Origin of the sequence: Thermoanaerobacterium thermosaccharolyticum DSM 571 (assembly GCF_000145615.1) — a bacterium.
Taxonomy (GTDB): domain Bacteria; phylum Bacillota; class Thermoanaerobacteria; order Thermoanaerobacterales; family Thermoanaerobacteraceae; genus Thermoanaerobacterium; species Thermoanaerobacterium thermosaccharolyticum.
This window is the reverse complement of sequence record NC_014410.1, coordinates 237,153-254,903: the sequence shown is the minus strand read 5'-3', so window position 1 is coordinate 254,903 and position 17,751 is coordinate 237,153. Positions and strand designations below refer to the sequence as shown.

Sequence of the window (17,751 nt, the reverse complement as noted above, 5' to 3'; positions counted from 1 at the left end):
AATTTATGTATAAAAGATAACACTGCAATCCATCATACAAATATATTAGCATACTTCACATATAAAATTATATTATTATAATACCACTTGATTTTCATTAGTAACAGGTATATAATATTTACGTAAAGATAATATTTATCAATAGAAATATATTATCTTTATAATTAATCGAAGGAGGTCATTTTTATGACAAACTTGTTTGGTGTTTATAAATGCAAAGAATGCGGAAATACAGTTGAAGTGCTGAACGCTGGAGATGGAACATTGACATGCTGTGAAAAGCCGATGGAAGAGCAGATAGTAAATACAGTTGATGCAAGCAAAGAAAAGCACGTACCTGTAATATTGAAAGATGGCGACACAGTCACCGTAAAGGTTGGCAGTGTAGAACATCCAATGGAAGAGAAACACTACATAGAATGGATTTCAATCTTAGCTGACGGAATATATATGAGAAAGATGTTAAAACCAGGCGATAAGCCAGAAGCTACATTCAAGACAGATGCTTCAAAGATTCAAGCATGGGCATTTTGCAATTTACACGGTTTATGGACTTCAGAAGTTTAAAAATTTAGCCCCTCCTCTTTTTACTAACAACTGTTTAAAAAGATGTCCTAGATTAAATTTAGGACATCTTTTTAATTTTTCTTCTTCATTTACATTACAGCTTTAAATGTGGTATACAAAAGAATTGCATTTAATGAAATGATAAACAGTGATATAGCCCACCCCACGATTGTAGTTGTCAATTTGTTTGCAAAATCCCCCATATACTCTTTTTTAGATGTTATTAAAAGCATCGGTATAATGGCAAAAGGAAGTGCAAAGCTTAATGCGACTTGGCTCATAATTAAAGCTTTCATTGGGTTTACCCCCATAAAAATCAAAGCCACTGAAGGTATTATAGTAACAAGCCTCTTTAAATAAATTGGAAACTTTATATTAATAAAACCATCCATGACTGTCTCCCCTGCCATAGTACCAACAGCAGATGACGAAAACCCCGATGATAAAAGAGCTACTGCAAAAGCCATGCTTGAAAAAGACCCTAAAAGAGGCTCTAATGATCTATGAGCATCTTCAATAGAATTTACGATAACACCTTCTTTAAAAAACACAGCGGCAGAAACTATCACCATTGCTGCATTGACTATAAAAGCAATGTTCATAGCAATTACTATATCTATTTTTTCCATACGAAGGTGATGTCTTTTCTGATTTAAATTCAGTTTGTAATTTCTCTTTTGCACTAATTGAGAGTGGAGAAATATTACGTGAGGCATTACAGTGGCCCCAAGCATTCCTACAGCAATAAACAGTGCATCACCATTTGCAATTGATGGAACCAGTGTATGGAGGCCCACCTCCAACCAGTCCGGTTTTGCCAAAAACATTTCAAATGCGTATGCTACACATATTACACCTATTAATACTTCAATGATAACCTCAATAATTCTCTGTCCGAATTTCTGCAAATATGTTATGCAAAATGTTACAATACCCGTAATAATCCCTGCGATAGTTAAAGGTATCTTAAAAAGAAGGTATATTCCAAGGGCACCACCCAAAAACTCAGCCATTGTAGTAGCAATCGCAGCAATCTCTGAAACAATCCATAACAAAATGTTTGTCGTTTTAGAAAACACCAATCCACACATCTCCGATAAATTTTTTCCTGTTGCAATTCCCAGCTTAGCCGATAAATACTGTAAAAAAATTGCCATTATGTTACTCCACAATATAACCCATATAAGGCTGTAATTGAATACAGCACCGCCGCTTATATTCGTTGCAAAATTTCCGGGATCTATATAAGCCACGCTTACAATAAATGCAGGCCCCAAATACCTTATAATATCTTTTATTCTTTTTATAATTAAATAATTACTTGCTTTTTTATTGCTTGCAATAAAATCTGTCAAACTTACTATATCTACATTCTTCATTAAACCACACCCCTTTTAATCTTTCACATTTGCAAAAATATTAGCCAATCCTAAAATTAAAATTTCTAACATAGAATATGTTAAATAGAATTATTCTGTTACTCTTAAAAAGAAGGTGGAAATTTTGAATAATGATTTCTATACTTTTAGCGAATACATGAAAAAAGAAAACAATTCTTTGACAGCATCAATGGAAGATTATCTTGAAATGATATATAGATTATCTATAAAAACAGGATTTGTAAGGCTGCATGAATTAGCAGATGCATTAAACGTGCAGCCTCCTTCGGCCACAAAAATGGTCCAAAAATTGGCTGAGCTAAATCTCATAAACTATGAAAAGTATGGAGTCATAACTCGTGAACCTACTCCATCCTATAGAGGATGAAGCTTCCTACTTCATAGACCGTTGCCTACTGTTATTCACAGCAGGTCTTACACAATCTCCATAGGCGTAATTTCGGGAGGAACCTTCCCTACAAAAATATTATTCTTAGGCTGTTATGCCTAATTGTCTTTACTTTTTACTCCTGATAATATTATAGCATATAATGTTATGGAAAACAATAGAAATTCATCTCCCACCTATAGAGGATGGGAGACTTCTTTCAAGCCTTCGTTAAAGATACAGGTAAAGCAATAGGAAAAAATCTTATAAAAAGGCACAATACCATAATAGAACTTTTAAAAACATTAGGAATAGAAGAAAATCATCTTTTAGAAGAGACAGAAAAAATAGAGCATACGATAAGTGAAAACACGCTTCAATGTTTCACAAATTTTATCGAATTTTTAAAAGCAAATAAAGACGTAAAAAAAAGATTATCCGAATACATAAGCTCAAAGAAATAGATTAAAAGTAGATTAGATTTTACAATTTTGTAATATTTAAAACTATTAATATGTTATAATTATAAAGTACACTAAATCAGCAAAAAGGAATGGGGATTTTAATGTCATTGATAAAAGTCGGAATCGATATTGTACTTCATCTTGACAAATATTTAGGCACCATCATACAGACGTATGGCATGGCAACATATTTGATTATATTTTTAATAATTTTCTTTGAAACAGGGCTTGTTGTAACGCCATTTTTACCTGGTGATTCACTTATATTTGCTGCAGGTGCATTTGCAGCAATAGGCTCTTTAAATGTATTTACTTTGTTTATCATCGTATCAGCGGCTGCAATTTTAGGTGATACTGTAAATTATCATATCGGAAAATTTATTGGAGAAAAGATATATGAGGCAGATAATTTAAAATTAATAAAAAAAGAGCATCTGATAGAAGCTAGAAACTTTTACGAGAAGTACGGCAACATGACAATAGTTCTTGGAAGATTTATACCAATAATAAGGACATTTGTGCCGTTTGTTGCAGGAATAGGCGAAATGAACTATCTTCACTTCTTGACGTACAATGCATTAGGCGGTATCGCTTGGGCTGCATTGTTCTCATTTGGTGGATATTATTTTGGAAACCTTGAGGTTGTAAAAACTCATTTTGGTTTTGTAACAATTGCTATAATTGTAATATCTTTAATACCTGCTGTTATAACTTTCTTAAGAAAGAAGTAAAAGCGAGATTACGTCAGTAAATCTCGCTTTTTTATGCATTTAATTGATAAACCTTTATCATAATTCTTTATTTAAAAAATATTTTTAGTTAAATTATTGACAATTAAATTTATATATTGTAATATTAAGATATAATAATAAAATAGGAGGAAGAGTTATGAAAGTTGTAATTGTTGGGGGCGTTGCTGGCGGCGCTTCTGCTGCAGCAAGATTGAGAAGACTTGATGAAAATGCTGAAATAATACTCTTTGAAAAGGGAGAATATATATCTTACGCTAACTGCGGTTTGCCGTACTATATAGGCGAAGTGATAAAAGAACGTGAAAAATTAATCGTTCAAACACCTGAAGCTATGTCAAAGCGATTTAACATCGATATAAGGACATTGTCAGAGGTAACAAAGATAATCCCCAGCGAAAAAACAGTGATTGTTCATGATATACAAAATAACAAGACGTACAAAGAAACTTATGACAAATTGATTTTATCACCAGGTGCAGAGCCGATAAAGCCTCCAATGCCAGGTATAGACGGTAAAAACATTTTTACACTTAGAAACATTCCAGATACCTATAGGATAAAAGACTTTGTCGATTACAACAAACCTAAAAAAGCTGTTGTAGTAGGTGGCGGTTTTATTGGTCTGGAAGTTGCAGAAAATCTTAAAGAAGTCGGATTAGATGTCACCGTAGTTGAGCTTGCTGACCATGTGATGGCACCTCTTGATTACGAAATGGCTTCTATTGTTCATCAGCACCTGAGGGACAAAGGCATAAACCTAATATTGAAAGACGGTGTCAAAGAATTCCAGCACAAAAACAACTCAACAACTGTAGTATTAAATAGCGGAAAAACCATCGATACCGATATGGTAGTTTTAGGAATCGGTGTAAGGCCGGATATCAAGCTTGCAAAAGATGCAGGTCTCGCAATCGGTGATCGTGGAGGCATTAAAGTCAATGAATACCTGCAAACATCTGACCCAGATATTTACGCTGTAGGTGATGCTATTGAAGTGAAAGATTATATAAATGGCAGCTATACATTGATACCGTTGGCAGGTCCCGCAAACAAACAAGGCCGCATTGCTGCAGACAATATTTGCGGAAGAAATTCCAAATATGATGGCACACAAGGCACTTCTGTTGCAAAAATTTTCGACTTGACTGTAGCAGCAACGGGAAACAATGAAACAATCCTAAAAAGAGCTGGAATAGATTACGAAAAAGTCATAATACACCCTAATTCACACGCAAGCTACTATCCCGATGCTTTGCCTATGACTATTAAACTTATATTTAAAAAAGAAGATGGAAAAATCTTAGGTGCTCAAATAGTCGGATTCGATGGTGTTGATAAGAGAATTGACGTAATAGCTACAGCAATTCGGGCAAATATGACGGTATACGATCTGGAAGAGCTTGAATTATCCTACGCACCTCCGTATTCATCGGCAAAAGACCCTGTAAATATGGCAGGCTTTGCAGCTTCCAATATATTAAGAGGTGATATAAGCGTATTCCACTGGGACGAAATTGAAAACATAGATATGTCAAAATCCATTATACTTGACGTAAGGACAGATATGGAATACGAGCTTGGAAACATCAAAGGCTCTATAAATATACCCGTTGATGAGCTTAGGGAAAACCTCGATAAAATACCTAAAGATAAAAATATATATGTTTATTGTCAGGTAGGTTTAAGAGGATATATAGCATGCAGGATACTTATGCAAAATGGTTTTAAATCTGTTAAAAACTTAAGTGGCGGATACAAGATATATGAAACTGCAACGTCAGATTCCAGTGATATTACCATAAGATACGATGATGAACAGACAGAGTGCGGTATGTGCATATCATCTGATAAAAAAAAACTAGATGATAGCATCATCACATTAGAAATTGATGCATGTGGCCTACAATGCCCCGGTCCCATAATGCAGACATTTAACGCAATAAAAAATCTAAAAGACGGAGATATATTAAAAATCAAGGCTTCAGACCCGGGTTTTGAAAATGACATAAAAACTTGGTGTCAGAGAACAGGAAATACGCTTCTGGACTTATATCATGAGGGAAGGACAATTGTCGCTAAGATAAAAAAGAATACCAATGATAAGAAGGTTGAAGTAAGTCAAAATTCAGAAAAAAACGACAAAGCAATCATTGTATTCAGCGGAGATCTTGACAAAGCCATTGCTGCGTTTATAATAGCAAACGGAGCTGCCGCTATGGGTAGAAAAGTTACATTGTTTTTCACCTTCTGGGGATTAAATATATTGAGAAAACCCGAAAAAGTCTCTATAAAAAAGGACTTCTTAAGCAAAATGTTTGGTATGATGATGCCACGAGGTTCTAAAAAGCTAAAGCTATCTAAAATGAATATGCTGGGCATAGGGCCGAAAATGATAAGATATATAATGAATAAAAAGAATGTAGCATCATTAGAGAATTTAATAAAGCAGGCACTTAAAAATGGAGTAAGAATTGTTGCATGCAACATGTCATCTGATATAATGGGTATAACTAAAGAAGAACTTATAGATGGTGTTGAATTGGGCGGTGTGGCATCATTTATAGGCGCAGCAGAGCAGTCAGACACGACGCTTTTCATATAATCAATGATGGAGGGATCTTCACTGGAAAATCATAAGATAGATGTTGAGAAAAATTTTAAGAAATACGAAAAAATAGCAGACAAATTAAAAGCAATCGCACATCCATACAGACTATGCATCGTAAAAGGCCTTATAGATGGGGAATGCAATGTTACAACGATACAAGAATGTTTAAATCTACCTCAGTCAACAGTGTCTCAGCACATTTCAAAATTGAAATCTGCCGGTATAATTGAAGGCACCAGAAATGGACTTGAAATATGCTATCGAGTTGTAGACAATGACATCGTAAAAATAGTCAAGCTTTTATTAAATGATTAGCAAAAGAGATAGGAAATATCCTATCTCTTTTGCTATACGTCTTTTTTATCTGAATTCTTTTTCATCCAGAGTTGGAGAACCTATAGTTTTTTTATTTCTTATACTGTTTTTTAAATCAATGGCTTCATAAACATCTACATCTATAGAATCGCAAAACGATTTTAAATCTTTAATTGATAAGTCTTCAATTGCGCAATTTTTATCAATTGCATACAGCACAACTTTACCGGTTATCTCATGTGCTTTTCTAAATGGAATCCCCTTAGATACGAGATAATCCGCAAAATCTGTAGCATTCATATAGCCGTATTTAGCCGCTGTTTCCATGTTACTTTTCTTCACGTGGATTGTCTTTATCATGCCTGTAAATACTTCAATGCAGATTTTTAACGTATCAACAGTGTCAAAAAGTGCTTCTTTATCTTCCTGCATATCCTTGTTGTAAGCAAGAGGAAGTCCCTTCATAACTGTAAGCAAAGTTATTAAATTTCCATACACCCTTCCTGTCTTCCCGCGAATCAGTTCTGCAGCATCAGGGTTTTTCTTCTGAGGCATCATGCTGCTTCCTGTCGAATATTTATCGTCAAGCTCTATAAAGTCAAATTCTCTGCTGGACCATAGTACAATTTCCTCACAGAAGCGACTTAGGTGCATCATTAAAATTGACGAAAAGCTTAGAAATTCTATGACAAAATCTCTATCGCCAACAGCATCTAAACTATTTAATGTTACATCATCAAATCCTAAAAGCTCTGCTACATACCTTCTGTCTATATTGTACGAAGTACCTGCAAGTGCACCGGAGCCTAATGGCATTATATTTACTCTTTTTACCATGTCATTAAGCCTTGATAAATCCCTTTTAAACATCTCCACGTATGCCCGCATGTGGTGTCCAAAAGTGACAGGCTGCGCCCTCTGCAAATGCGTGTAGCCGGGCATAATTGTATTGTTATGCTCATCGGCTATACTTTGAAGCGTCTCTATAAGAAGTTTTATATCACTTCCGATATCTTTTATAGCATCTTTTAAGTATAACCTTACATCGGTAGCCACTTGATCATTGCGGCTCCTTCCGGTATGGAGTTTTCGCCCAGCATCTCCAATTTTCTCTGTTAAAAGCCTCTCAACGTATGTGTGCACATCTTCATCATCTGGTATATGATTTATATCAGTTTCCTTAAGTATTTCGTTTAAGCCGTCTATAATGAGATTTGTTTCATCATCGCTTAATACACCAGCCTTGTTTAAACCCTTTGCATGTACAATAGACCCTTCAACATCGTATTTGAAAAGACGTATATCAAAAGAAATGGAGGAATTAAACTCCTCCATAAGCTTGTCAACGCTACCTTTAAACCTACCGCCCCACAGCTTCATTGAAATCTTCCTTTCTGTTCATCTCCATCAATGCTTTTATCTTAAGTGGCAACCCAAATAAGTTTATAAATCCTTCTGCATCTTTCTGGTTATACACTTCGTCTTCCCCAAATGTGACAAATTCTTCATTGTAAAGAGAATAAGGCGATTTTGAACCCGCATTTATTATACTGCCTTTATAAAGTTTCAGTCTAACTGTTCCAGTGACATTTTGCTGTGTCACATCGACAAATGCATCAAGGGATTCTCTAAGTGGCGAAAACCACAATCCATTGTACACAAGATCAGCATATTTCTGAGCTACTATATCTTTAAACCTTATGGTTTCCTTATCCAGCACCAAATACTCCAATTCTTTGTGGGCTGCATAAAGAACTGTACCTGCAGGTGTTTCGTAAACACCACGGGATTTCATACCTATAAGTCTATTTTCTACAATATCAGCTATCCCTATTCCATTTCTTCCGGCAATCAAATTAAGCTCTTCTATCATCTTTGCTGGATTGCTGTAGGATTTTCCATTTACTTTTACAGGCAGTCCCTTCTCAAATTCTAAGACAACGTACTCCGGCTCATCTGGTGCTTTTTCTGGTGGTACTATAATGTCATATAAGCTGCTTTTAGGCTCATTCCACGGATCCTCCAGATCACCGCCTTCGTGGCTTATGTGCCATATATTATTGTCGACGCTGTATATCTTTTCTTTTGTTACCGGTACAGGTATGCCTTTCTTTTTTGCATAGTCTATCTCTTGCTCTCTTGATTTGAATTCCCATATCCTCCAAGGCGCTATTATCTTAATGGATGGATCCAGCGCTCGTATGGACACTTCAAATCTCACTTGATCATTGCCTTTTCCTGTAGCGCCATGAGCAATAGCCTTCGCTCCTTCTTTATGTGCTATCTCTACAAGTTTTTTGGCAATAAGAGGCCTTGCAAATGACGTACCTAAAAGGTACTTGCCTTCATATACAGCACCAGCTTTTAATGTAGGGAAAATATAGTTTTCCACAAACTCATCCTTAACATCTTCAACATATATTTTGCTGGCACCGCTTAATAAAGCTTTCTCTTTTATGCTATTAAGTTCACTTCCCTGACCTACATCTATGCAAGCTGCTATTATATCACATTCGTAGTTTTCCTTAAGCCAAGGTATAATAACAGATGTATCAAGACCTCCTGAATATGCTAATACTACTTTTTCTCCTTTTAACATAATATAATCTCCCCTTCATAAATAATTAATATTTTATAGGACTGATTTTTTTAAATTTTTAGACTGTAACTGGTGATATTCATTAAGCGAAAGATAATTAAGACCGTTTAGCTTCACTTTCTGTACCGCCTGAAGCGCCGCCTTTGCCGTATCAATGGATGTAAACAGTGGAATTCTGTATTCACAAGCAGTACGCCTCAATACAAATCCATCATTGTCTACATCTTTGCCGTGAGTAGGTATATTAATAACAAATGAAAAATATCCTTCTTTTAATAATCGTATAGCATCCTTTATATTGACATGTTTCACATTAATGCCCATAGAATTGAAATGCCTTGCAGTACCTGATGTGCCAAATATCTCATAACCAGCATCGTAATATTTCTTTACCGTAGCCATTGATTCGGCCACATTTTTGTTCGATATAGATATTAGTATTCGACCACTTGCCGGTATATTTAAATTTGCTCCTACCATAGCCTTATAAAGAGCACCTTCATAGCTTAAATCTATGCCCATTATCTCACCAGTTGACTTCATCTCCGGTCCTAACATCACTTCAACATTAGTAAGTTTTTCTGTAGAAAAAACCGGTGCTTTGACGATTGTATGTGTGGTCTTTGCACATAGCACTTCATCATATCCGAGACTTTTAAGTGTCTCACCTAAGGCGATTTTAACAGCTATATCTATCATAGGCACTCCTGTCGCTTTGCTCATAACTGGTACGGTCCTGGATGCTCTTGGGTTTACTTCTAAGACGTACACAACGCCATCTTTCACAACGAATTGTATATTGATAAGCCCTTTTACATTTAAGACATTTGATATCTTCTTTGTATAATCTATAATCGTAAATATTTCATGTTCAGATAAGTTTCTTGCAGGATACATTGAAAAACTATCGCCAGAGTGAACTCCTGCTCTTTCAATGTGTTCCATTATTCCAGGTATTAAAACATCGACTCCATCTGACACTGCATCTACTTCAACTTCTCTTCCTTCGACGTATTTATCAATAAGAATAGGCTTTCCTGGAGACACTTTTATCGCATTTGATACATAATCTATGATTTCCTGAAGCGTATTTACTTTTTCCATTGATTGGCCGCCAATAACGTATGATGGCCTTACAAGAAGTGGAAATCCCAGCGTCAATGCCACATCTTTTGCATCACCAACTGATAGCGCATAGCCACCTTTTGGCTGATTTATATTTAATTTTTTAAGGAGCTTTGAAAACTTTTCTCTATCTTCACTGGTGTCAATGCTTTCAAAAGATGTGCCTAAAATGTTAACGCCGCTACTATACAAGCCTTGTGCAAGGTTTATGGCTGTCTGGCCTCCAAACATTACCATCACGCCAAGAGGCTTCTCTTTTTCAACGATGTTTAATACATCCTCAAGCGTTAATGGTTCAAAGTACAGTCTGTCGCCAGTATCAAAATCCGTGCTGACCGTTTCGGGATTATTATTTATTATAATTGATTTGACTCCTTTGCTTCTAAGTGCCCAGAGAGCTTTAACAGAACAGTAATCAAATTCAACACCCTGTCCGATCCTTATAGGACCTGAGCCTAAAACTATGACTTTCTTAATATCATGGTGTATTGGAACTTCATCATATTCACCGTAAGTTGAATATATATACTGTGTAACTGATTCAAATTCTGCTGCGCATGTGTCCACCATCTTATATGCCGGGACTATTCCGTAGCTTTTCCTTAATTCCCTTACATCTTTCTCATCTAATCCTTTTATCTTTGCAATTTCCCTATCTGAAAAGCCCATTCTCTTAGCTCTTTTCAATAGATCGTGCGTCAAGTCGTTAATAAATATCTCTTTTTCCATGTTGATTATATTTAAGAGCTTATTTATAAACCACTTATCTATCTTTGATATTTCATTTATATAATTTACAGTGACACCGCGTCGCAGTGCTTCAGCTATATAAAATAGCCTCATATCATTTGGCCTTTTTATATTATCGATTATTTCTTCATCGCTTAACTTTTTTATACTATCGTTTATAAGACCGTACGCTTTTATTTCCAAAGACCTTACAGCTTTTAAAAGTGACGCTTCAAAGCACCTGTCAATAGCCATCGTCTCGCCAGTAGCCTTCATCTGTGTGCCGATCTTCCTGTCAGTCTCATAAAATTTATCAAAAGGCCATCTTGGTATTTTTGTGACGACGTAATCGAGGGATGGCTCAAAAAAAGCTGTGGTCTTCCCTGTGACAGGATTCTTTATCTCATCAAGTGTAAAACCTATTGCAATCTTCGCCGCTATTTTTGCTATAGGATAACCTGTAGCTTTTGACGCCAACGCACTTGAACGGCTGACCCTTGGATTTACTTCTATGACGTAGTACTGATGGCTGTTGGGGTCTAATGCAAATTGAATATTACATCCACCTTCAATTTTCAATGCCTTTATTATTTTTAAACTGGCTGTCCTTAGCATCTGGTATTCATAATCTGTAAGTGTCTGTGATGGTGCAACAACGATACTATCTCCTGTATGCACACCTACAGGGTCAAAATTTTCCATATTGCATATTGTTATACAGTTATCGTTGGAGTCCCTCATGACTTCATATTCAATTTCTTTGTATCCATATAATGACTTTTCAATCAAGACCTCATGGGCCATACTTTTCTTTAAGCCCATGTCTGTAACAACTCTTAGCTCTTCTTCATTATTGACTATGCCGCCGCCAGTACCTCCCAATGTAAAAGCAGGTCTAACTATGAGGGGATATCCACATTTTTCTGCAAATTTAACTGCATCTTCCACATTGTTGACTGTTGTACTTTCCGCTATCGGCTCACCTATCTCTTCCATCTTTTTCTTAAACAATTCCCTGTCTTCTGCAGTTTTTATAGAATCAATAGAAGTACCTAAAACTTTGATACCGTACTTATCAATTATTCCACTCTCCTTTAGCTTTACAACAACATTTAAACCTGTCTGGCCTCCAATTGTTCCTAGAATACCATCAGGTCTTTCTTTATCTATTATGGCTTCTAATACATCTACTTCTGGATTTTCCATATAGACAATATCTGCAATCTCTGTGTCTGTCATTATTGTAGCAGGATTGTTATTCACCAAGATAACTTTTAATCCTTCTTCTTTTAGTGATTTACATGCTTGTGTGCCGGAATAGTCAAACTCTGCAGCTTGACCTATTACGATAGGCCCGGAGCCTATAACAAGCACTTTATTCACTCCTTCATATTTCGGCAAGATAAGACCTCCTTCTATAAACACATGTAATATCCATAAATTTATCAAATAGATACATAGAATCATGAGGACCGGGGCTTGCCTCCGGGTGATATTGGACAGAGAATACCGGCAAATATTTATGCCTTATTCCTTCCACTGTGCCATCATTTAAGTTTATATGTGTCACTATTATATTTTCGCGATTTATTGAGCTTTCTTCCACAGCATAACCGTGATTTTGAGATGTGACATATGATTTGCCCGTCAGCAAATCCTTCACTGGCTGGTTGGACCCCCTATGTCCAAACTTCATTTTTACTGTATTGCAGCCCATTGCAAGTGCGATTATCTGATGTCCCAAGCAGATTCCTAAAACAGGTATTTTGCCGATAAAATACTTTGCAAGTTCTATGGCATTAACCGCATCCTTAGGGTCACCTGGCCCATTTGAAAAGAATATCGCTTCTGGCTCTATCGCCATTACATCTTCGCAACTTACATCATATGGAAATACATATATGTCAAATCCAACCTGATTTAACATTTTTAAGATGTTCTTTTTAGTGCCAAGATCGATAAAAGCCATTTTCGGACCTTCACCCTGTATATGGTAAGCCTTTTTTGTTGACACATCTTTAAGCAAATCGCCGCTAATGTTTGGCACAGAAGCGTTGACATCATTTGTAATGATGCCTCTCATGGTCCCATTTGATCTTAATTTTTTAGTTAATTCCCTTGTATCAACGCCTGCTAAAATAGGTATTTCATTGCTGTCAAGGTAGTAAAGCAATGAAGAGTCTGAGAGAAAATTGCTGGGAATATCACAGTACTCCCTAATGACATATCCTCTAATATGCGGCTTCTCTGATTGAAAGTCGTACTTATTGATTCCGTAATTCCCAATTAAAGGATATGTCATGACGACAATCTGTCCAGCATAAGACGGATCTGTGATGATTTCCTGATATCCAGTCATGCCTGTATTAAAAACCACTTCTCCAAAACCTTGAAATTTTTTACTTATAATATTGCCTTCAAAAACACTGCCATCTTCAAGCTTCAAGTACCCTTTCATCTTAAAACCCCATTTCATGTAATACATCGTCAAGAATTATCGTAGCAGTATCAAGTTCGTCAGTAGTAACGATAAGTGGAGGTACAAATCTTAGAACATTGTGATTTACACAGTTTATGAGAAGCCCCTTCTTCAAGGCATTTAACACTATCTCACCTGCATCGTCTAAATCCACTTCGCACCCTATCATCAAACCCTTGCCTCTTACATCTTTTATGACTTTGTATCTATCTTTTAATCCATTAAGCTTCTCCTTAAAATATTCTCCTTTTTTTGATACATCATCAAGAAATCCTTCTTTTGTAACCTCTTTCATGACTGCAATTCCAGCTGCACAAGCAAGGGGATTTCCTCCAAATGTTGATGCGTGATCCCCTGGTTTAAACACTGATACGCTTTCTTTTGCAACAATAGCACCAATTGGGATACCACCTCCCAGTGCCTTTGCCAACGTCATAATGTCCGGCGTTATTCCGAAATGTTCATATGCAAAAAGCTTACCTGTACGTCCAATACCAGTTTGAACCTCGTCAATGATCAAAAGTATGTCATTTTCATCGCAAATTTTCCTAATCTCTTTTAAATACTCTAAACTACCTTCGTGTATACCGCCTTCTCCCTGTATAACTTCAATCATTATTGCACATACATCATCATCTAAAGCGCTATAAATATCTTCAATTTCGTTATATTTTACATATTTAAATCCTTCCAGCAAAGGTCCAAAACCTGCATGGTACTTCATCTGGCCTGTTGCTGTAAGTGCACCGAAAGTCCTACCATGAAATGAATTTTTTGCAGATATGATTTTATGCCTTTTATCGCCATATTTTATAGATGCATATTTTCTGGCTAGCTTAATTGCTCCTTCATTAGCTTCTGCCCCGCTGTTGGCAAAAAACACTTTGTCACCAAACGAGTTTTCCGCGATCATCTTGGCAAGTTCAATCTGATTTTCATTCCAATAGAGATTTGAACAGTGTATCAATGTTTCTGCTTGATTTTTGATAGCATCTACAATTGGTGGGTAGCAGTGACCAAATGCATTTACAGCAATGCCTGCTACAAAATCAAGATACATGTTTCCATCTGTGTCCCAAACTTTTGTGCCGTTACCTTTTACCAATGTCAGGGGATACCGTCCATAAGTATTCATGATATATTTCTTATCATCAGAGGTTATCATCATCAAAACACTCCTTTCCAATCATTGTGCCAATTCCTTCATCAGTAAATATCTCTAAGAGAAGCGAATGTGTCAATCTTCCATCAATAATATGTGCTCTCTTAACACCATTCTCTACAGCTTGTATACAACATTTTAGCTTAGGTATCATTCCGCCTGTAATCTTACCTGTCGTCATAAGTTCTTTAGCCGCATCCAAGTCTATCCTAGATATTACACTGCTTTTATCATTTACATCTGACAAGATGCCTTCCACATCTGTTAAAAGTATGAACTTTTCTGCTTTTAATGCTTCAGCAATTTTACCTGCTGCTGTATCAGCATTTACATTGTACGTCTTTCCATCTTTTCCGACGGCACATGGAGCTATAACCGGTATAAACCCCTTATCAAGCATCATCTTTATTACATCTATATTGACTTCTTCAATCTTTCCCACATAACCTATATCACCATTTGCAGTATCTTTCTCGGCCACAAGAAGCTTACCATCCTTCCCGCTTATCCCTATGGCTTTGCCGCCTATCTCATTTAGCATTGAAACTATCTCTTTGTTTGTCTTGCCTGTAAGAACCATCTCAACTACTTCCATGGTCTTCTCATCTGTAACACGTAGACCATTTACAAATTTAGATTCTATATTTAGGCTTTCAAGCATCTTGTTTATGTCAGGACCGCCGCCATGGACAATAACAGGATTTAAGCCGACATACTTTAACAATACTATATCTTGCATAACCATTTTCTTTATCTGGCAATCTATCATGGCATTGCCGCCATACTTTATCACAACAGTAGCACCGGAAAACTTTTTAATGTAGGGTAGGGCCTCTATCAATATTTCAGCTTTTGCGATTTCATCGCCGTATTTTTGCCTTTTAATCATGTTCGATAACTCCCATTGATTTTTACATAATCGTAACTAAAATCGCAGCCCCACGCTAAAGCTTCATATTTTCCGGCATTGAAATCAACTACTATCGAGATTTCTTTTTCGCTTAAAATCTCTTTCGCTTTGTCTTCACTGAAGGGAACATAGCCACCATTTTCACAAACCTTTATGAGTCCTTTGTTGCTTTTCAAATATATATCAACGCTATCTTGCGAAAAATTAGCTCCTGAATATCCTACAGCCGCAATAATTCTTCCCCAATTGGCATCTTCACCAAATATAGCCGTCTTGACCAAATTTGAATTAACAACAGACTTGGAAGCCAAGATCGCATCATCTTCCGTAGGTGCATTAACCACATTGACTTCCATGAATTTCGTAGCACCTTCACCATCTTTTGCTATTTGTTTCGCCAAATGCTTATTTACATATAAAAGCGCGTTATAAAAAACCTGGTACTCCTTTGTCCCCTCATCTATTGTAGGATTACCTGCCACACCATTTGCCAGCATTATTACAGTATCATTTGTGCTCATGTCTCCATCGACAGATATCATGTTGTAAGATCTCTTTACAGTATCCTTTAAAGCTTTATTTAAAGCGCTTTTTGATATATCAGCATCTGTCGTGATAAAAGACAGCATAGTAGCCATATTTGGAGAAATCATGCCAGAGCCTTTTGCAATTCCGCCTATCTTAACTTCAACACCTTTTATATTGAACTTTACAGCAATTTCTTTCGTAAATGTGTCCGTAGTAAGGATAGCTTCTGCAGCTTCTTTTCCACCATCTCTTGATAAGTTTTGAACTGCCAACTCTATCCCTTTAGCAATTTTATCCATAGGAAGCGTCACACCAATAACACCTGTTGAGCAGACAAGCACATCGTCTTTATCTATGTTAAGTTTCTCTGCTGCCATAAAAGCCATAGAACAGGCATCTTCATATCCTTTTTGACCTGTGCAAGCATTGGCATTGCCACTATTTGCAACTATTGCTTGCGCTTCACCATTTTTTATTTTCTCCATGTCTAATAACACAGGTGCAGCTTTCACTTTGTTTGTCGTAAATAACGCTGCTGCATTTGCTTTTTTTTCTGAATATATCAAAGCAAAATCTTTTTTAGATTTTTTTATGCCGGCAAAAACACCTGAAGCTAAAAAGCCCTTAGGAGAGGTGATATTCCCTTCAATTACCTCAAAATCCTCCATTATCATATCCTCCTTAAGCTTATCTTTATGGGAAAACTGGCACCATTTTTAACCCTTTATTCTCATCGATGCCAAACATTATATTCATGTTTTGAACAGCCTGCCCAGATGCACCTTTTACCAAATTATCAATAGAAGACATGACTATCAATGTGTTAGAACGCTTGTCGATTTCAAGTCCTATATGACAGAAATTTGAACTGTATACGCTTTTTGTAGATGGGTATTCGCCGATATTCAATACTTTCACAAAATATTCATCTTTATAGAACTGACTGTATATATCATGTAAATTCTCTATTGAAATATCTTTTTTCAATTTGCAGTACATTGTACTTAATATTCCTCTGGTCATAGGCGTCAAATGGGGAGTAAAAACGACTTTTGTATCTTCAAAATTCAACTTTGAAAGCTCTTGTTCTATTTCAGGTATGTGTCTGTGATTTGCTACATTGTAAGGTTTTATACTTTCATTGCACTCTGCATACATATTGCCTAGTTTAGGGCTGTGGCCTGCACCAGAGATACCAGATTTCGAATCAACGATTATATGACTTTCTATCATTCCGCTTTTTAAAGCAGGTGCCAATCCCAGAATGACAGATGTAGGATAGCATCCCGGATTTCCTACAACCATCGCTTTTTTAATCTCCTGTCTATGAATCTCCGGAAGTCCATATACTCTACTTACACTGCCGTAATCATTTTTATCTGACCCATACCACTCCTTGTACATATTAAAATCATCAAATCTAAAATCCGCACCAAGATCAATGAGTTTTACTCCACTACTGCATAATTTTTCAGCTATATTCATTGCATATCCAGACGGAAGTGCTGCAAATACCACATCACAATTTTCAACAATGTCGTCAATTTTTAGTTCATGAAGTTCAGCGTCACAAAATCCCTTCAATGAATGATACACATCTTCAATCTTTTTGCCATTGAAGTTTTGAGACGATAAATATTTTATCTGTACATCTTCGTGATTTGATAAGATTCGAATGAGTTCTACACCTGTATAGCCTGTAGCTCCTAATATGCCAACCCTCACCATCGAGATCCACCTCTAATA

At 36.3% G+C, this 17,751-nt stretch carries 15 protein-coding genes; 6 read left to right on the top strand and 9 right to left on the bottom strand.

The genetic code is table 11. The features are described 5' to 3' along the window. Positions 1 to 186: 186 nt before the first annotated feature. A complete protein-coding gene (locus tag TTHE_RS01260; RefSeq protein WP_013296808.1) occupies positions 187 to 567 on the top strand; it encodes a desulfoferrodoxin in 381 nt (126 codons plus the stop codon). 89 nt (positions 568 to 656) lie between these two features. On the opposite strand, the gene TTHE_RS01255 is transcribed toward TTHE_RS01260, so the two are convergent. Next, positions 657 to 1,946, bottom strand: a complete 1,290-nt coding sequence (locus TTHE_RS01255) for an Nramp family divalent metal transporter (RefSeq protein WP_013296807.1) — start codon at positions 1,944 to 1,946, stop codon at positions 657 to 659. Between the two features lie 124 nt (positions 1,947 to 2,070). On the opposite strand from TTHE_RS01255, the gene TTHE_RS01250 reads away from it, so the two are divergent. The 5 genes from TTHE_RS01250 to TTHE_RS01230 all read left to right on the top strand — a co-directional run bounded on the left by TTHE_RS01250 (position 2,071) and on the right by TTHE_RS01230 (position 6,473). Beyond that, entirely contained in the window at positions 2,071 to 2,334 is a 264-nt protein-coding gene (locus TTHE_RS01250) for a metal-dependent transcriptional regulator (protein WP_013296806.1), read from the top strand. A gap of 206 nt (positions 2,335 to 2,540) precedes the next feature. Continuing rightward, the gene (locus tag TTHE_RS01245; RefSeq protein WP_013296805.1) at positions 2,541 to 2,798 is read left to right on the top strand and encodes an iron dependent repressor, metal binding and dimerization domain protein; all 258 of its coding nucleotides are present in this window, start codon (positions 2,541 to 2,543) and stop codon (positions 2,796 to 2,798) included. A 101-nt stretch (positions 2,799 to 2,899) separates the two neighbouring features. Beyond that, complete coding sequence (locus TTHE_RS01240; RefSeq protein WP_013296804.1) at positions 2,900 to 3,529, top strand: VTT domain-containing protein; 630 nt, start codon at positions 2,900 to 2,902, stop codon at positions 3,527 to 3,529. Between the two features lie 157 nt (positions 3,530 to 3,686). Then, complete coding sequence (locus tag TTHE_RS01235) at positions 3,687 to 6,152, top strand: CoA-disulfide reductase (protein WP_013296803.1); 2,466 nt, start codon at positions 3,687 to 3,689, stop codon at positions 6,150 to 6,152. Between the two features lie 3 nt (positions 6,153 to 6,155). Beyond that, positions 6,156 to 6,473, top strand: coding sequence for an ArsR/SmtB family transcription factor (locus tag TTHE_RS01230; RefSeq protein WP_231292698.1), 318 nt, complete (start codon positions 6,156 to 6,158; stop codon positions 6,471 to 6,473). Positions 6,474 to 6,518: 45 nt separating this feature from the next. On the opposite strand, the gene argH is transcribed toward TTHE_RS01230, so the two are convergent. The 8 genes from argH to argC are packed head-to-tail and all read right to left on the bottom strand — an operon-like array spanning position 6,519 to position 17,733. Next, entirely contained in the window at positions 6,519 to 7,853 is a 1,335-nt protein-coding gene (gene argH / locus TTHE_RS01225) for an argininosuccinate lyase (protein WP_013296801.1), read from the bottom strand. After that, the gene (locus tag TTHE_RS01220) at positions 7,834 to 9,072 is read right to left on the bottom strand and encodes an argininosuccinate synthase (RefSeq protein WP_013296800.1); all 1,239 of its coding nucleotides are present in this window, start codon (positions 9,070 to 9,072) and stop codon (positions 7,834 to 7,836) included. The genes argH and TTHE_RS01220 overlap by 20 nt, the downstream gene beginning before the upstream one ends. A gap of 33 nt (positions 9,073 to 9,105) precedes the next feature. Then, on the bottom strand, positions 9,106 to 12,327 hold the full coding sequence (gene carB, locus TTHE_RS01215; protein WP_013296799.1) for a carbamoyl-phosphate synthase (glutamine-hydrolyzing) large subunit: 3,222 nt from the start codon (positions 12,325 to 12,327) through the stop codon (positions 9,106 to 9,108). After that, positions 12,314 to 13,402 (bottom strand): glutamine-hydrolyzing carbamoyl-phosphate synthase small subunit, encoded by a 1,089-nt coding sequence (gene carA / locus TTHE_RS01210; protein WP_196793645.1) that lies wholly within the window; start codon positions 13,400 to 13,402, stop codon positions 12,314 to 12,316. The genes carB and carA overlap by 14 nt, the downstream gene beginning before the upstream one ends. Further along, a complete protein-coding gene (locus TTHE_RS01205) occupies positions 13,386 to 14,570 on the bottom strand; it encodes an acetylornithine transaminase (protein ID WP_041587509.1) in 1,185 nt (394 codons plus the stop codon). Before TTHE_RS01205 ends, carA begins: the two co-directional genes overlap by 17 nt. Beyond that, the gene (argB, locus tag TTHE_RS01200; RefSeq protein ID WP_013296796.1) at positions 14,557 to 15,456 is read right to left on the bottom strand and encodes an acetylglutamate kinase; all 900 of its coding nucleotides are present in this window, start codon (positions 15,454 to 15,456) and stop codon (positions 14,557 to 14,559) included. The genes TTHE_RS01205 and argB overlap by 14 nt, the downstream gene beginning before the upstream one ends. After that, positions 15,453 to 16,673, bottom strand: coding sequence for a bifunctional ornithine acetyltransferase/N-acetylglutamate synthase (argJ, locus tag TTHE_RS01195; protein ID WP_013296795.1), 1,221 nt, complete (start codon positions 16,671 to 16,673; stop codon positions 15,453 to 15,455). The genes argB and argJ overlap by 4 nt, the downstream gene beginning before the upstream one ends. Positions 16,674 to 16,698: 25 nt before the next feature. Next, the gene (gene argC / locus TTHE_RS01190) at positions 16,699 to 17,733 is read right to left on the bottom strand and encodes an N-acetyl-gamma-glutamyl-phosphate reductase (protein WP_013296794.1); all 1,035 of its coding nucleotides are present in this window, start codon (positions 17,731 to 17,733) and stop codon (positions 16,699 to 16,701) included. Positions 17,734 to 17,751: the final 18 nt, after the last annotated feature.

Bases quoted from the DNA above. Each gene is read 5' to 3' on its own strand.
- carA (WP_196793645.1), bottom strand. From the start codon at position 13,402: ATGAAATGGGGTTTTAAGATGAAAGGGTACTTGAAGCTTGAAGATGGC.
- argC (WP_013296794.1), bottom strand. From the start codon at position 17,733: ATGGTGAGGGTTGGCATATTAGGAGCTACAGGCTATACAGGTGTAGAA.
- TTHE_RS01240 (WP_013296804.1), top strand. From the start codon at position 2,900: ATGTCATTGATAAAAGTCGGAATCGATATTGTACTTCATCTTGACAAA.
- argH (WP_013296801.1), bottom strand. From the start codon at position 7,853: ATGAAGCTGTGGGGCGGTAGGTTTAAAGGTAGCGTTGACAAGCTTATG.
- TTHE_RS01235 (WP_013296803.1), top strand. From the start codon at position 3,687: ATGAAAGTTGTAATTGTTGGGGGCGTTGCTGGCGGCGCTTCTGCTGCA.
- TTHE_RS01220 (WP_013296800.1), bottom strand. From the start codon at position 9,072: ATGTTAAAAGGAGAAAAAGTAGTATTAGCATATTCAGGAGGTCTTGAT.
- TTHE_RS01255 (WP_013296807.1), bottom strand. From the start codon at position 1,946: ATGAAGAATGTAGATATAGTAAGTTTGACAGATTTTATTGCAAGCAAT.
- TTHE_RS01230 (WP_231292698.1), top strand. From the start codon at position 6,156: ATGATGGAGGGATCTTCACTGGAAAATCATAAGATAGATGTTGAGAAA.
- argB (WP_013296796.1), bottom strand. From the start codon at position 15,456: ATGATTAAAAGGCAAAAATACGGCGATGAAATCGCAAAAGCTGAAATA.
- TTHE_RS01260 (WP_013296808.1), top strand. From the start codon at position 187: ATGACAAACTTGTTTGGTGTTTATAAATGCAAAGAATGCGGAAATACA.
- TTHE_RS01205 (WP_041587509.1), bottom strand. From the start codon at position 14,570: ATGATAACCTCTGATGATAAGAAATATATCATGAATACTTATGGACGG.
- TTHE_RS01245 (WP_013296805.1), top strand. From the start codon at position 2,541: ATGGGAGACTTCTTTCAAGCCTTCGTTAAAGATACAGGTAAAGCAATA.
- argJ (WP_013296795.1), bottom strand. From the start codon at position 16,673: ATGGAGGATTTTGAGGTAATTGAAGGGAATATCACCTCTCCTAAGGGC.